10 protein-coding genes are annotated in these 15810 nt (G+C 52.3%); 8 read left to right on the top strand and 2 right to left on the bottom strand.

Annotated features, from left to right (window positions below; translation table 11 throughout):
* Nucleotides 1–56: 56 nt before the first annotated feature.
* From E0E17_RS06160 to E0E17_RS06145, 4 genes are all read left to right on the top strand, one after another.
* Entirely contained in the window at nucleotides 57–1400 is a 1344-nt protein-coding gene (locus E0E17_RS06160; protein ID WP_130832519.1) for a cation:proton antiporter, read from the top strand.
* 42 nt (nucleotides 1401–1442) lie between these two features.
* Nucleotides 1443–1781 carry a hypothetical protein gene (locus tag E0E17_RS06155; RefSeq protein WP_130832517.1) on the top strand — a complete coding sequence of 113 codons (339 nt, stop codon included), beginning with the start codon at nucleotides 1443–1445 and terminating at the stop codon, nucleotides 1779–1781.
* Between the two features lie 163 nt (nucleotides 1782–1944).
* Entirely contained in the window at nucleotides 1945–2841 is an 897-nt protein-coding gene (locus E0E17_RS06150; protein ID WP_130832515.1) for an alpha/beta hydrolase, read from the top strand.
* Nucleotides 2842–3007: 166 nt separating this feature from the next.
* Nucleotides 3008–4840 carry a glycoside hydrolase family 15 protein gene (locus E0E17_RS06145; protein ID WP_130832513.1) on the top strand — a complete coding sequence of 611 codons (1833 nt, stop codon included), beginning with the start codon at nucleotides 3008–3010 and terminating at the stop codon, nucleotides 4838–4840.
* 49 nt (nucleotides 4841–4889) lie between these two features.
* Here E0E17_RS06145 and gorA read toward each other — a convergent pair whose 3' ends face one another.
* Nucleotides 4890–6242 (bottom strand): glutathione-disulfide reductase, encoded by a 1353-nt coding sequence (gene gorA, locus E0E17_RS06140; RefSeq protein ID WP_130832511.1) that lies wholly within the window; start codon nucleotides 6240–6242, stop codon nucleotides 4890–4892.
* A gap of 406 nt (nucleotides 6243–6648) precedes the next feature.
* On the opposite strand from gorA, the gene E0E17_RS06135 reads away from it, so the two are divergent.
* The 3 genes from E0E17_RS06135 to rnz all read left to right on the top strand — a co-directional run bounded on the left by E0E17_RS06135 (nucleotide 6649) and on the right by rnz (nucleotide 13901).
* Nucleotides 6649–9558 (top strand): hypothetical protein, encoded by a 2910-nt coding sequence (locus tag E0E17_RS06135; RefSeq protein WP_130832509.1) that lies wholly within the window; start codon nucleotides 6649–6651, stop codon nucleotides 9556–9558.
* A gap of 91 nt (nucleotides 9559–9649) precedes the next feature.
* On the top strand, nucleotides 9650–12841 hold the full coding sequence (locus tag E0E17_RS06130) for a hypothetical protein (protein WP_165446208.1): 3192 nt from the start codon (nucleotides 9650–9652) through the stop codon (nucleotides 12839–12841).
* Between the two features lie 148 nt (nucleotides 12842–12989).
* Nucleotides 12990–13901, top strand: a complete 912-nt coding sequence (gene rnz, locus E0E17_RS06125; RefSeq protein ID WP_130832505.1) for a ribonuclease Z — start codon at nucleotides 12990–12992, stop codon at nucleotides 13899–13901.
* A gap of 5 nt (nucleotides 13902–13906) precedes the next feature.
* Here the strand turns inward: rnz and E0E17_RS06120 are convergent, their stop codons facing one another.
* Nucleotides 13907–14749: a 23S rRNA (adenine(2030)-N(6))-methyltransferase RlmJ gene (locus E0E17_RS06120; protein ID WP_130832503.1), complete on the bottom strand. Its 843-nt coding sequence runs from the start codon at nucleotides 14747–14749 to the stop codon at nucleotides 13907–13909.
* A gap of 507 nt (nucleotides 14750–15256) precedes the next feature.
* On the opposite strand from E0E17_RS06120, the gene E0E17_RS20415 reads away from it, so the two are divergent.
* Nucleotides 15257–15685, top strand: coding sequence for a YuaE family lipoprotein (locus E0E17_RS20415; protein WP_237680764.1), 429 nt, complete (start codon nucleotides 15257–15259; stop codon nucleotides 15683–15685).
* Nucleotides 15686–15810 lie beyond the last annotated feature (125 nt).

The raw sequence follows: 15810 nt of genomic DNA, 5'->3' as shown, positions 1-15810 counted from the left end.
ATTCAATAAAATAGTGTGCCAGGATTAAGAAAATTATTTTTCTGACATGGTGCGCTATGAGCTTTCTTGCCTGGACTGCGGCAACGGGGGGATTGTTGCTGTTAATGTCACTGGTTTCCGGCTGGATTCATCGTGGACCCGTGACCTCCTTTGGCCTCTTTCTGCTGGCTGGTATTTTATGCGGTCCCTGGGGATTTGATCTTCTTCATATCGACATTCTTGGCCATTCGACGCTGGTTGTGCATGTCACGGAAATCACCATGGCCGCCTCGCTGTTTATTACCGGGCTGAAGCTGCGTCTGCCGTTTCGTCATACCGGCTGGCGGGTCGGGGCACGACTGGCGTTTCCGGCCATGCTGCTGACCGTGGCCGGTATGACGCTGCTGGTGCACTGGATCACCGGCTTCAACTGGTCGCTGTCGCTGGCCTTTGCCGCCATTGTGGCACCGACCGATCCGGTACTGGCCAGCCTGATTTCAGTGAATGATGCACGTGATGACGATGCGCTACGGGTCGCGCTTTCCAGCGAAGCAGGCATGAATGATGGCTCGGCGCTGCCGTTGCTGATGCTGGCGGTGTTGTTGTTTAACGGCGAGTCGACGGGCGAGGGGTTTTTCACGCAGTGGGCGCTGAAGGATGTCATCTGGGCGGTACCAGGCGGTCTCGCCATCGGTTTTCTTTTAGGCCGGCTGATCGGCTTATTGGTCACGCGTTTGCGCCATGCGCGCAGCGATGTGGCGCCCAATGATTTTCTGGCGCTGGCGTTGATCGCCCTGAGCTATGCGTTAGCCCAGGCGCTGGATGCCTCGGGCTTTCTGGCGACCTTTGCCGCAGGGGTAGGGCTGCGCCGCGCTGAAGTGCGGGTAATTAAACGTAACCCGCAGGAACATTTGCCCGAAGATGATCGCTTCCTGCCTGCGGAAGAACTGATCAATCCCAGTCAGCGTATGTCATTCGACGGCGACAATATCGCGAAATCGATCGGCCTGGTGGTCGGCGATTCGCTCTCTTTTGGCGACACTATTGAACGTCTGACGGCGGCCGGGCTGATGGTGGTGCTGGGCGTGACGCTGGCGGTTCACTGGAATCTGACCGGGGTGTTACTCGGTATGCTGCTGTTTGTAGTGGTGCGGCCGCTGGCGGTCTGGCTGGCGACGCTGGGGGCGGGAATTCCTCTGGCGCGCCGTATACTGATTGGCTGGCTGGGTATTCGCGGCATCGGCAGTATTAACTATATTGCTTTTGCCTGGGTACACGGCATGGACGGAGAGGCGCCCACGCTGATGGTCGATATGGCGCTGACGCTGGTGGTGGTCAGCATTGTACTGCATGGCGCAACGGTCACGCCGCTGCTTAACTGGCGTACTGCACGGCTGAGTGCGCAGCAACAAGATAAATGATGAGCTAAGCTTTAGCCTGGTCGGAACAAACAGGAGCCTGAAATGAAATTTTCCCTGTTATTACTGTTAGGAATCACCCTCTCGTCCAGCGCGCTGGCCGCTGAGGACACGCCAGAAAATATTTATGCCAGCCAGCTGTGTCATATTGCTGGCGGCGCATCTGCTGATATGTCAGATGATCAGTACATTGCGCAAATGAAAGACGCACTCTCACGCAGCCAGCCCTCGTACGCGATGAACAAGCAGTCATTTGATGAGGATCTGGCGCGCGAAGTGGTCAGCGCATGGCAGGAGCTGGACGATGGAGAACGTAACAGGTTGCGCAGTAATGAGCAGCAGTGCCAGCAGGCGGTAATGACCCAGTTCCGGCAGGAAGATTGATCGGCTGCGTAAGCTCACCGCTTTTACCCGAAACGCGCAGAAGTGGTGCGCGTTTTTTATCGCTTTTTTGTGATCGCTGCGCGCATAATAACGTACCTCTGGCACTTTACTTGCATTATCAGCATGAAAGTTATGCCGTTTAGTAGAATCGCTTACGGGTATCATGATTACGCGTCGTCGTTTATTGCTTGGCACTACCGCCACGCTGCTTTCTATGTCCACTGGCAACCTTTTTGCCCGCAACGAAATCATTCCCCTCTGGCCGGATGATCCCCCTGGCGGCGGCGGGCCTTCTGGCGAGTTGCGCATCAGCCCTCATGGTTCCTGGTCAAATATTGTCAGCCCGGCGATTCACTGTTTTCGCCCCGGGGAGCCCAATGGTGAGGCGGTGCTGATCGCCGCAGGCGGCGGCTATCGCTGGATTGGTATGGGACGTGAGGCCTGGCCTGTAGCGCGCTGGCTGAATGACAAAGGTTATACGGCGTATGTGCTGAGTTACCGCTTGCCCCATGAAAAGTGGCGCGCGGGTGCGCTGGCCCCTTTGCAGGATGCTCAACGCGCTATTCGTCTGGTACGTTCATTCGCCCGCAAAGTTCACCTGCTGGGGTTCTCGGCGGGTGGTCATTTGCTGGCGATGGCGGCAGCGCGCACCGATTTTGCCTCTTATACGCCTCAGGATACATTGGATCAGTTGGTGCCTGCCGCAGACAGCGTCGGGCTGATTTACCCGGTAATTACCCTCGAAGCGCCCTGGCAACATACCACCACCCACCAGATGCTGGTGGGCAACCGCGCTACGCCCGCAGAGGAGGCGCAATGGTCAGTGCAAAATTACGTCACGCGTCGTTTTCCCCCAGCCTTTCTCGCCCAGGCGGAGGACGATCACGTTTCAAACCCGATCAATTCCGAGTTGTTGCGTAATACCTGTCGTCAGAAGGGGGTGCCGGTAGAGCTGATGCAGCTGGCCAAAGGTGGACACGGTTTTGGCCTTGGCAAAGCGGGAACACCTGCCGCGTTGTGGGATCAGGCTTATGTCAACTGGCTGGATCATCTGAGCTGAACCACAGAGTGTTTCCCTGCCGCGCCTTGTCAGCTACAGATAAAACGGCTAAGCCGTGCGTTGCGCAAAGGCGAAGCAGGGTAACGACCCACTGGCTGTACTACGCTTAAAGCTATTCCGTTAACCGGCCGCTGTCGGCCATAGGTCTAAAAGGAATCAGCGACTTGTGAAGAACAAAACCTTTGCATCACCGGCACGCGAGCAGGGCTACGCGGAGCTGGGCGATTATGCAGCGATCGGCGAAGGGCGCTCAGTCGCGCTGATCGCGCCCGATGGGGCGATCGACTGGTGGTGCGCACCTGATATGGACTCCCCCCCGCTGTTTGATCGCATCCTTGATGCTGGCGTGGGCGGCTATTTTCAGTTGGTGCCGGAAGAACCCTGGCAAATGAAGCGTAAATACCGTCCGGACAGCAATGTGCTGGAAACCTGTTATGAAACAGCCAGCGGCAGCGTGCGTATTACGGAATCCATGAACAGTACGCTGGCGGGGCGGTTGCCCTGGAATGAGCTGGCGCGACGCGTGGAGGGGCTGAAAGGCTCGGTGCGCATGCTGTTGCGACTCAAGCTCGGCACCCGTGCGGAGACGCAATCCCCCTGGTTTGATGATGCGCAGAAACAGCCGGTTTTTCACATTGGCGATCTGATGACGATGCTGCGTTTTTCCGACGACGTGGTGATCACCGGGCGCAGCGATGAGGGCGTCAACGGCTATTTTATTACCCGGCCCGATTCCCGTTCGCTGGTGGCGCTGGTCGCCACGGAGCGGGAACCGCTGGCGGTGCCGCCGCTGGAGAAAATCGACCAGCGCATCGAAACCAGCGATTACGCCTGGCGCGACTGGGTGAAGGATCTCACCTGGGACGGTCCTTTTACTGAACACGTAAAGCGCTCGGCGCTGGCGCTGAAGTTTCTCTGGTATTCTCCGACCGGCGCTCTGGCGGCGGCGGCCACAACTTCGCTGCCGGAAGGGATAGGGAAAGAAAAAAATTATGATTACCGCTACGCCTGGGTGCGCGATGCCTGTCTGATTATCAAAGCCTTTGTTTACCTGGGTTCGCTGGAGGATTGTAAAGCTGCCTACTCCTGGTTGACCAATACCATTCTGCGCCATGACGGCGATCTGCGCGCCTGCTATACCCTGGAGGGTAACCTGGTGCCGGAAGAGCGCTATTTGCCGCTGGAGGGCTATCGTGGAACCCAGCCGGTACGCTCGGGCAACAATGCCAGCCGTCAGATTCAGCTCAGTATGTATGGCGATATGCTGGCGACCGCGCGTCTGTTTATCGACGCCGGACATATCCTCGATATCGCCTCTTCGCGTCTGCTGGGGCAGCTGGCCAACCGCTGCGCCGATACCTGGCGCGAACAGGATTGCGGTATCTGGGAGCTGCCGGAAAAGCAGCACTATACTCATTCAAAAATGGCCTGCTGGCTGGCGCTGGATCAGGCAGTAGCGCTGTCAGAGGCGGGGCATATCGAGCCAACATGGAAAGCGCGCTGGGAGCGGGAGCGGGATCGAATCAGCGACTGGATTGAGCAACACTGCTGGTCTGAATCACGCCAGACATACACTTTCTATGTGGGAAGCGACAGGCTGGATGCGGCCATTGCACTGACGCACCACTACGGCAGCAAGGTGAACCCGGAGCGTATGCTGTGTACCTTACGCGCTATTCAGCAGGAACTGGGCGAAGGGCGACCGCTGGTTTATCGCTATACCGGTGTGCCGCAGGAAGAGGGGACATTTGTCGCCTGCGCTTTCTGGCTGGTAGAGGCGCTGGCCAATATGGGGCACCAGACGGCAGCGAGCGAAGCGATGCAGGAGATTCTGGACACGCTGTGTCTGACCGGGAATATTCAGATATTCAATGAGATGTTTGATATTCGCAGCAACACCTGGCGCGGCAATATGCCGCAGGGGCTGAGCCATCTGTCGCTGATCTGTGCCGCCAGAGCGCTGGCAGAAGAGGGGAAAACACAGGACACCACGCCCTGAAAAAATGACCAGCAGCGGCTGGTCATTAATCCCGGATTCAGCGGCGCGATTAGCGCATGGTGACAAACTCTTCCGCGGCGGTGGGGTGAATGGCGACCGTATTATCGAAATCTTTCTTGGTGGCGCCCATTTTCAGCGCCACTGCGAAGCCCTGCAGCATCTCATCCATACCGAAGCCGATACCGTGGATGCCGACAATTTTCTCTTCGGCGCCAACACAGACCAGCTTCATACGGCACGGCTGACGGCGCTGAGTTACTGCGGTATACATGGCGGTAAAAGAGGAGGTGTAGATTTTGACCTGCTCATCGCCAAACTGCTCACGTGCCTGTGGCTCGGTCAGGCCCACAGTGCCGATGGGGGGATGACTGAACACTACGGTAGGGATATTGGCGTAATCCAGATGCTCGTCCGGTTTGTTATTAAACAGGCGTTCAGAGAGACGACGGCCAGCCGCGATGGCGACGGGAGTCAGCTCCACAGCGCCGGTATTATCACCTACCGCATAAATACCGGGGACATTAGTATTCTGGTATTTATCGACTCTGATGTGTCCTTTCTCCGTCAGCGCGACGCCGGTAACGCCGAGGTTCAGGTTATCGGTGGCCGGTTCGCGTCCAATCGCCCATACCAGACAGTCCACCGTCTGCTCGCGACCATCTTCCAGCTTCAGCGTCAGGCTGCCGTCACTGTTTTTTACTACCGCTTTGGGAATCGCTTCGGTATGCAGCGTCGGGCCTTCCAGATTCATCACTTCTACCAGCGATTCTGACAGGAGCGGATCGAAAGTGCGTAGCGGAGCGTGCTTACGCACAAACAGGTGCGTCTCCGATCCCAGCGCATTGACCACGCCGGCCAGCTCAACGGCGATATAGCCTGCGCCCACTACTGCGGTGCGCCTGGGCAGAGCGTCCAGCTCGAAAAAGCCGTCAGAATCGATGCCATATTCGGCACCGGGAATGCGCGGATGGCTTGGCCGACCGCCGGTCGCGATCAGAATATGGTCAGCGGTAATCTGTTCGCCATTCACTTCAACCGTACGGGCGTCAACAAAGCGGGCATAGCCCCTGATCACGTCAACCTGGTTTTTACCCAGCACGTTGTCATACGAAGTGTGGATGCGATCAATATAGGCGCTACGGTTTTTTACCAGCGTCGCCCAATCGAAATGATTGACTGTGGTATCGAAACCGTAATCGGGGCCGTAGTGATGAATAGCTTCGGCAATCTGCGCCGCATGCCACATGACTTTCTTGGGTACACATCCCACGTTTACACAGGTGCCGCCCAGCGCTTTCGCTTCGATCAAGGCGCATTTCTGGCCATACATCGCCGCACGGTTAATTGAGGCGATGCCGCCGCTGCCGCCGCCAATAGCAAGATAGTCATAGTGTCTGGTCATCGGTTCTGTCCATCAGGTTAAAGGTAAACTGTCCTAGAGTGTAACGCCGTTAGGCAATTTGCCGCAAAGATTAAACCAATAGGTGTAATAGTGACTCATTAAATTATTCCAAAACGATTACAGGAGTAATTTATGCTTAGTTAGCTATTCTAATCAACAGCGCCCACTCAGCCAGTTTTTCTTGCAGGAAAAAATCATTTTTCTCAAACGGGAAAATAGCATGTTACCACAGCCGCAGAGATATAAGTTGAGGTGGTGAGCCAGTATTTCTTGCCCTTCTGAGTAAAAGGTGAAATTAATTTTCATAGCTGGCTTTGTGAATGCTTTTTTTCTGCAAAAATATATTTCTTATGAATTTATACTAATTAAATAAAGGGAGTTTAATTATTAAGGGATAAAAAAGACGATGCCAGATATACCTTCACTGTCTTTACCTCTGATGCCTGTAGTGGTGGGAGACAATGCCTCTGTAACCGACGAAAACGCGCAGGAAAAGCCCGCGATAAAGCTGGCGCGACAGCTCAGTTCCGTCTCCTCTTCACAGGAAACGGTGATTGTTTTCCCGCAAGCAGGCAGTGAGCAACCGGAGCAGGAAAAAGGGGCTGATACCCGTATAACAAAATGGTTTAGCCGAGGGGTAAAGTCTATCTCCACAGAAAACTGGGAGGATGAAGAAATAAAAAATGTGTTTAGCACCGGGCAGCAGATCGAATTTGTCTGCGATCAGGCCAGACAGGCCAGACAACGCATTATTGTTATGCAACCACCCGGCAGAAAACGTATCGGCTGGAAAAATTTTCTGCTGGGATTTGGCGCCGGTGTGTTAACCATCGCCGGGGGGACGGCGGCTTATTTTAACGGTCGGGGGAGCGGAAGAGAGGCGATGCCAGCTGACACGCTGCAATCTTTTACATCCGATCCAGAGGCGGAAACGCTGGAGGGGTATACCTTTGATCGCCCTCTCGCGGAAAAATGGCAGATGAATAGCCGTCTGAATTATACCACCCCAACGGCCAGCACAGCACAACCTGAGTATAACAGCGCAGCGTTATTAAAAGTCGACCTGTTGAATAATTACGACAGGATCAAAGAGGATAAACGTATCCCTGATTCACTCCGTTACCTGCGCGAAGCGGGGTTGATTAACCGGGATGCCTACAACCGTTACCTCTATCCTATGTTACTGGACGCGGCTGCCAGCCTGCGCACAAAAGCGCAGCCAGTGACGGGCAAAAATCTGATGGCTGAATTAATCACCATTCTTTCCGCCGCCACCAGACGTCTTGAGGAGTTTAATCTCGCTCAGGCGTTAAGAATAGATCCTTTTTATGACGAGCTTATCGTGCTACATCGTGAGCTTAGCAGGCAGGAAAAGCTGCCCGAGGCCACGGCACGGCCGATGCAAATGGTGAATGCTAAGTGGCTGACCAGGAAATTAAGAGACGCGATTACCGTGAGCGAGCTCGATGAGCTTCAGCAAGAGTCAAAAACCCTGATTAAATATTACAGCAGAGCGAATAATCTGAACGCCAGTTATCACTATGGCAATAAACTGCGCGCCATTACAGATAAAATAAACTACGCACTCTATCAATTGATGAAAAAACTCACGTACAGTGGCGTTGATAAATATTTGACTGACTATTTTTCTGGCTGGCTGTTAAATTTAGATAAGAACGTGTGTAACGATATTCGGGAAAATAATTTGCATCCGGACGAGTGCAGGCTGTTTGAGGGAATAGGTTTCGCCTTATTCAGAAATAAAGATAATGCTAGCATTAATTCGGCATCTTTATTAATTGCGTATAAATTATTATTTCCACGGCTTAAACAGATAATCAACTCCGCACATTTGCGTATTGGCAGTAAAGAACACAGGTTTATTGAGCTGATATTATGCGACATTTCCAGTCAGCGGGATATTCTTTACTGCTCAGATAATTACGCTCCTGATTCTACCCTGGCAGGAAAAATGATCCGGCCATCGCCCGCGATAACTAACAGAGAACATAACGCCACAGGAAAAGAAATAGAGAGCTATGTGATAAAACCCATTCCTTTTGATGGTGAAATGCCTCAGTTGCTGGCCGAGGTGGGTGCGGGTATCGGCGCTGCAGCCGGAACCATTGTCGGCGCGGGTGGAATTTCGGTGGCTGTCTGGCAGAACGAGAAGGGGTTGAAAGCGATAGAAAACCTTGATGTCGGCGACTCGGGTAGCGTCAGGACAGATATTTTTCCGGCCATTGTCAACAGTGATGCAGAAAGCAGTGTGGCGTCGGAGAATATCGCCATTAATACAAAGCGAGGCAAAGATCTGGATGCTTTTCCGCCGATTCCTTTTCCGCCGCTGGAACATCGCGATCATATGCTGTTCTGGAATACCCGGGCCAGAGCGGAATTAAAAGGAAAAGATTATATCGTTACCCGGGGGATTACCCGGGAAGTTTCAGGTGAGGTGCCGGAATATATCTCGCAGACCCAGGTGCGTTTGCAGGCTGGTTTTGCAGAAACCGCTGAAATGATCAAAAATCTGCGGATCAAACTTCAGTCTGAACTGGGCGCAAAAAATCCCAACCCCGAATATCGCCGTTATATTACCGAGTATTTTAGCAAAGCGATAGATACTGAGGATGCGGAGGTTATCGAGATGTGTATTACCCGATTCCGGGAAGCCATTGACGCTATGGATGAATTCTTTAAGAAAACTCAGGAGCAGAATTACAGGAATATCTTTATTATTTCAACGCGACAGCGGGAAACTGCGATTAACGGAAAGTATGTTTCACTGTTATCGGAAGACGAACTGGCTACGGTTCCTGATGCCATGACCTCGCGCAGCAGCAACCCGACTATTGCTGTGGTTTGCGATCAAACCTATCAGGCTAGCTCCGGGCATGATGATCTTGTCAAAATAGAGATAAAAAACAATATTCCCGACATGCTGAGGCATGAAGCGTCACATGCCGCAGTACAAACCATGGATTATTACTATCCACCCAGAACTCCGCAAGGAAGATTGGTCAATGCCAAAGAGGCTTACCGAAGTTTAAAATCCTCCCTGCAGGATATGGGTATACAAAAAGATCTAAAGGAAGCCATCCTGAAATTTACTCAGGAAAATGGTATTCCCACTCCCTTTAGCTCAGAAATTTCGATTAATTCTGAAAGCTCCGTTGACGCTAATCGCATTATGGCATTGCTCAGAGAATTTCCTAAGTTCCGCGGCTATATCCTGGTGAATAATGCGGAAAATCTCGCTACCTATGCCGGGGATATTGGCCGCGGGGTGCCTTATGATGCAGCACCGCCTCAATAAATAATCAGATTTTTTATCCCTGAAAAAGCAGGCAGGGTTTTCACGCTAATTAAAGAAAAAACCAGACAGCCTTTCTGAAGGAGAAATAACGATGCCAGAAATAAAGGAACAGGCTACATCGGGTATTATCCACACCCTGAATATATCGGATTCAGATAAAAGCGCTGATCAGCCGCTGAATCTGGAGCGTTTCGGAAAAACTATCGCGGCTGTCGCCCAGGCGGGGGAAACGCTTGTCGCTATTTCATTCTCTGCAACCGCTAAACAGCCTCGTAGCGCTCCCGGCAAATGGTGGGACTGGTGCCGCGAGCTTTTCCAGTGGCGGAATAAATCTGTAGAGGAGGAAGATCCTGTCAGTCAGGAAAGCAGACGTATGGGCAGACGACTCTATCTGGAAAAAGAGAGGCTATTGCAAATCCGGGAAGCAGAGAGCTTTGTCAGGCAGCCAGAATTGCGGCTGAAAGAGTGGAAGGGCTGGTTGCTGGGCGCCGGCGCCCTGATCGGCATCGGTTCTATGGCTTATATCGGTGGGCAATGGCAGAGCAACAGAAGAGAGAAAAACGATGCGCCAGTAAGCCCTTACGCCCTGGAGAAGAGTATTCACCCGGACTTTGATGCTACGCGCTTCCTGCAACACAGTTTCGCGGCGCGTGCTGAAAAGCTGCAGCAGAGCAGCCAGCCTGCATCGGCGAGCCCATCTGTTCAGGAAGCGAGCTGCGATTCAGCAGCGGACCTTGATGCCTGTAAAGACGCCTACAGGTTCAGGAAAGAGGCGGACCTGGGAGTGTCAGCGAAACTGACCATTACTACCGGCAACACGCGTTGTGTTTGCCCGCCAGAAAAAACGCAAGACGCTCGTACTGCTGTCGCATCCGGGGGGACGACATACTGGAGAAGGGGTAAACCGGCAGAATCCGCTCCTCAGCTTCCGCTCTGTGAGTTTGAGGAAGATATTAAAGGCTGTAATGACGCTTACAGGTTCAGAAAAGAGGCAGGCCTGGACCCCGCAACATCATTAACGCTCTCCACAGGACAAAGACGCTGTATTTGCCCGCCCGAGGAGAATGACGGAGCCGCGACCAGCGCAAAGCGGGAGGAAACGCTTATCGATTTAGCGATGCTGAGTGATTACAGTAAAATTGAAAGAGAGCCTCAGGCACCGAAAACGCTGCAAAATTTGATCATAACCAAACAATTAAGAAGAGATTTTTATAATCGTCATTTTTATCCGTTGCTGATAAAGGCCAGTGACAAGCTGAAAAAGAAAAGCATTATTATCACTGAGTCCACCCTGATGAAGGAGGCAATAAATGTTATTTCTGACATGCTGGGAAAACTGGAGAAAATAAACCTTGCGCATGCGTTAAGAATTGATCCCCTCTATAACCGCCTGGTGTTGCTGGTCAGAGAGATTGGCAGAGAAACAGATAATGAAATTACATTGCAGGCCAATACCCAGGTTATCAATGCGAACCGGATGATTAAAAAACTCAATACCATTGTTACTGCTGCGGAACTTGACGCGCTGCAGAAAGAGTGCGCCGAGCTTACTCAGTTTTATAGCGATCCCGAAAATATTTACACCGAAGCCTATATGAGTGGCAGATTACAGATAATAATAAACCATATCATCCTTTTATTCAGGCAAGCTATTACAAAATTAACAGCTATAGACGATGGAGGGTATATCACTGATTATCTTGCCGCGTTCTTTTTTAATCTTGATCAGGACGCCTGTCAGAGGAAAACTCCGAACCGCTGTATCGGAAAGATATGTACGCTTTATCCTGAGTTAGGGATTTCGTTGTTTAAATATAAGCAAAGGAAATATCGTAAAGTCGCGGCAATTTTACTTGCGGATACGGTTTTTATTCCGCGACTGAAAGAGATCCTTAACGCTGCGCATATCACCCTGGAAAACAGAGAGTTCAGGCTGATTGATAAAGTCATCTGCGCCTTTGCAGGTTCTGCAAATCTGCTTTACTGTGAAAATCAAACATTGTTCAGCATGGCCCCTGAGAACAGCAATAACACCGGGGGCGCGGTGCAGAATAGCGCTGCGCCGGAAGAGGCGTTAGATAACTATCTGTCGCTGCCTGTCCCGTTTTATGGTGCTGCTGCAGGTGCTTCGGGCCTTGGCTTCGTGGTGGGAGCCGGGATCATGGGGCATCCTGTGGGAGCTATTCAGGAGCCCGAAGCAAGAGTGACGAACAGCCACCCGGGCTCAGGCGCAGTGGCAAACCCGTTGGCAAATACCGAAGCGGCGGCAATTGACGAGGTAACTGGCAGCAGTAATGCCAACGCGCAGAGCAGCGTCAGCGACGGGCCGCCGGGGGGTGATCTGGTGCGCTTCCCCGAAATCCCTGTGCCTCCCCCGGGAGAAACCGATGAGCTGCTGTTGTTAAACCCGGTTGCCAGAAGGGAGTTTAAAGGCAAGGATTTTATTATCGTCAGAGGGCTAACCAGTGATGTTTCCGGTGAGGTGCCTGAATATATCCGGCAGGCCCAGGCCATTTTACGTACGCATGTCGATCATACATCGGAAATGATCAATAACCTGTGGCGAACACTCAGAATGCGCGCCAGCGATGAAGATTATATGGCTTACCTGCGGCGCTATTTTCGTGGTGCGTTAAACACGGACAACGAACAGATTATCGATATGGCCATAACCCGCTTTAAAGAGATCGTTGAGCGGGCAAGAGGATTTTTTAATCGTTCTCTGCGACAGAAATACAGCAATATTTTTATTGTCTCGACCCGACAAGCCCCAACCTCTTTCGCGGGTGAATATAACTCACTGCTGTCAGAAGAAGAGTTGAAAGGGGTGCCTAACGCGATAAGTTTTTTTTCCACTGAACCTTCTATCGCGATTTTTACTGACAGCTCCTATTTATTAAATCCGGAGCATGATTTAAGTTACAGAAGAACACTGACGCATGACCTGGGAGATACGCTGAGGCATGAGGCTACTCATTTTGCCGGCACGCGCGACTATTTCTATCTGCCCAGGACGGCAACCGGTCGATCCACTAATGCCCGGGACGCTTACCGTAATATCCGTCTCGCGCTGGAAAATATGGACACGGAAGCTGATCTGCAGGCGGCAATATTGTCCTTTATCCGTGAGAGAAACCTGCCTTATCCAGATAATATTATGGATTTTCTCGAGGCTTATCCGGTTTTTGGCAGCTATATTCTGATGAACAGTGCTGAACACCTGGAAATCTTTATCCGCGATATTGCCAGTGGCCTGGATTTCGACTCCCCGGCACCCTGGTGATGTAACGGCAAACCACACACAACCAGACAGTGCCTGTAAGGCCAGTAGGGGGAGGGTGATCAGGGAGAGGAAAACACGGGTCGGGCGTCAACAACCACGGCAGGTTAGCGTACTATTGAACTTTCCTCTCTTTTCAGGGAAGTCTGGCATGCAGCTTACTTTTCTCGGCACCAGTGCTGGCGCGCCCAGCCTGCAACGTAACGTGACGGCAATTGCGTTGACGCTCTCTCATCGTGGTGAAACCTGGCTGTTCGACTGTGGTGAAGCGACGCAGCATCAGTATATGCGCTGCCCGCTCAAGCCGGGCAAGCTGGAAAAAATCTTTATTACCCATCTGCATGGCGACCATATCTTTGGTTTGCCGGGGCTCCTGACCAGCCGCTCTATGGGCGGCATTCTGCAGCCGCTCACTATCTACGGGCCAAAGGGAATCAAAGCCTTTGTTGAGAACGCGCTCTCTCTGAGCGGCTCTTTTGTGACCTTCCCGCTGGAGATTATCGAGATCAGCGCCGGTCTGGTATATGACGACGGCAATCTGAAGGTGAGCGCCTGGCCGCTGAATCATCTGGTGGAGTGTTATGGCTATCGCATTGAAGAGCATGATAAGCCCGGCTTCCTGGATGCACCGCGCCTGAAAGCAGAGGGCGTGCCGCGCGGTCCCTGGTATCAGCAACTGAAACGGGGCGAGAGCATTACGCTGGAAGATGGGCGGGTCATCAACGGGGCGGACTATCTCGGCCCGGCGACTAAAGGCAAGGTGCTGGCGATTTTTGGCGATACTGCACCCTGCGACATGGCATACAGCCTGGCGGCGAATGCCGATGTGATGGTGCATGAAACCACGCTGGAAGCGGCGATGGCAGAAAAGGCCAATGGACGGGGACACTCCACCACCCTGCAGGCGGCAGAGGTGGCGCGTCAGGCCGGAGCAAAACGGCTGATCGCAACCCATTTCAGCGCGCGTTATGGCTGGCCGGATATGGCCAGACTGCTGGCGGAGTGCCAGTCGGTATTTCCCAACACCGAACTGGCAAGAGATTTTGCGGTATTTGAGGTGTAAACCCCTTATTCCGGCACGATCCACTCCACTCGCGTATGGCCGGTACCGGTGGGCACCAGTTTTTTATGCAGCCACGGCAGCAGCTCGTTCATCTGCTGCTCCAGTTTCCACGGCGGATTAATCACGATCATACCGGATGCGGTCATGCCCCGCTGATCGCTGTCCGGGCGTACTGCCAGCTCAATTTGCAGGATGCGGCGAATGCCGGTGGCTTCCAGTTCATGACGCAGACGTTTGATTTGCTGACGCAGCACCACCGGATACCAGAGTGCAAAGATGCCGGTATTAAAGCGTTTATAGCCCTCCTGGATACCCTGTACCACCGCCTGATAATCGCTTTTCAGCTCATACGGGGGATCGATAAGGATCAGGCCACGACGCGAGGGCGGCGGCAGTTTGGCTTTAAGTTGCTGGTAACCGTCGCTGCGCTCGACGCGTGCGCGGCTGTCTTTCAAAAATTCAGCGCGCAGCAGCGGAAAATCGCTGGAATGCAGTTCGGTAAGTTGCAGCTTATCCACTTCACGCAACAGATGGCGTGCAATCAGAGGCGAACCGGGATAGTAGCGCAGCGCACCGCCCGGATTGAGCGCCTTGATCGCCTCAAAATAGGGTTGCAGCAGCGCAGGCGCATCAGGCTGCTGCCAGATGCGCGCGATGCCTTCCTGGTATTCTCCGGTGCGTTCGGCATGCGCGCTATTGAGCTGATAGCGTCCTGCACCCGCGTGGGTATCAAGGTAAAGAAAGGGTTTCTCTTTCTCTTTCAGGGCGGTCAGAATCAGACTCTGAACGGTGTGTTTGAGAACATCGGCATGGTTGCCAGCATGAAAGCTGTGGCGATAACTGAGCATAATAAAATCGTTTTTTACGCGGCGCTGCGTTCGGAAGTCCAACAGAATGTCAGGTTCATTATACATGGGGAGCGGGGAAATTGCTGCGCTTCTCTGCAGCGCGGGTCGCGCCTCTGTCTGAGGGGTAACCGGCACGGTTCTTTTAATTTTATTTGTAGTAATTATTTTATTTTTAATTATTTGTAGAGGAGGAAGCGTAGCCTGATAAATAACGCCGCTGTTCCAGCGGTAATATATGCTGTTTTACCCTTGCGCATGAGGCAAAGAAAAAGCACGATGTTGTGACGCTTACTAATGCACTTTGCATTGTTATTCGTTACACTCCTGCCTGCCGACATATTTCCCGGGAGCAGGGTGTCGTTAAGAAAATAGTTTGCATTGCTCTGTATTATCAGCCGCAGGGGAAAGTATTTAACCTGAACAGGTAATAATATGCCGGGTTAGTTCTGCTGTGGAGAGTCCAGGCACATGGAAAGAACGCGTTAATCGTGAAAATGGAGAAGTCGCATGCTTAAAATTTCTGGTGTTATCGTTATTTCATTTTTGGCCCTTACAGGATGCGTACCGAAAAAGTCGTCGCAATATGCGGCCAGCCAGCGCACTCAGGCACAGGCGAGCATTGAAAGCGCGATAGAAGAAGCGACGGCGGGCCACAGCAGTGAAGAGCCCAGGGTGCTCAACGGCAACAGCGGTTCTGTTCAGCAGTGTCGCAAAGAGCTGGATGCTATTCGTTTATACAATGAAGGTTTATATCAGCGCTATCTGAACGAATTTCAGCAGACGGGACAGGAGACGAAAAAATATCTGGCGGTCAAGGACACGCTGGGTGCAGATATTAACAATCTCGCCATGCCGCACTATCAATTTCAGATCCGCGAACTCTGTTTTCGGGTGAAAACACATCTGGCGCGACTGATGATTAATCAGGAGAAATAACAGGGTGAAAAAGCTAATCCTGTAATTCACCTTTCCCGTTATTGAATAAATAATGATTAAGCGATAGCGCTTATGGGTGGTACGGGAATGTGTAACTGATTCGGGTGAAATTTCATGGAAAGAAA

Source organism: [Erwinia] mediterraneensis (genome assembly GCF_900604315.1).
Lineage (GTDB): Bacteria > Pseudomonadota > Gammaproteobacteria > Enterobacterales > Enterobacteriaceae > Pantoea > Pantoea mediterraneensis_A.
Note: the sequence above shows the minus strand (reverse complement) of the source record. Positions and strands in the feature narration are given on the sequence as shown.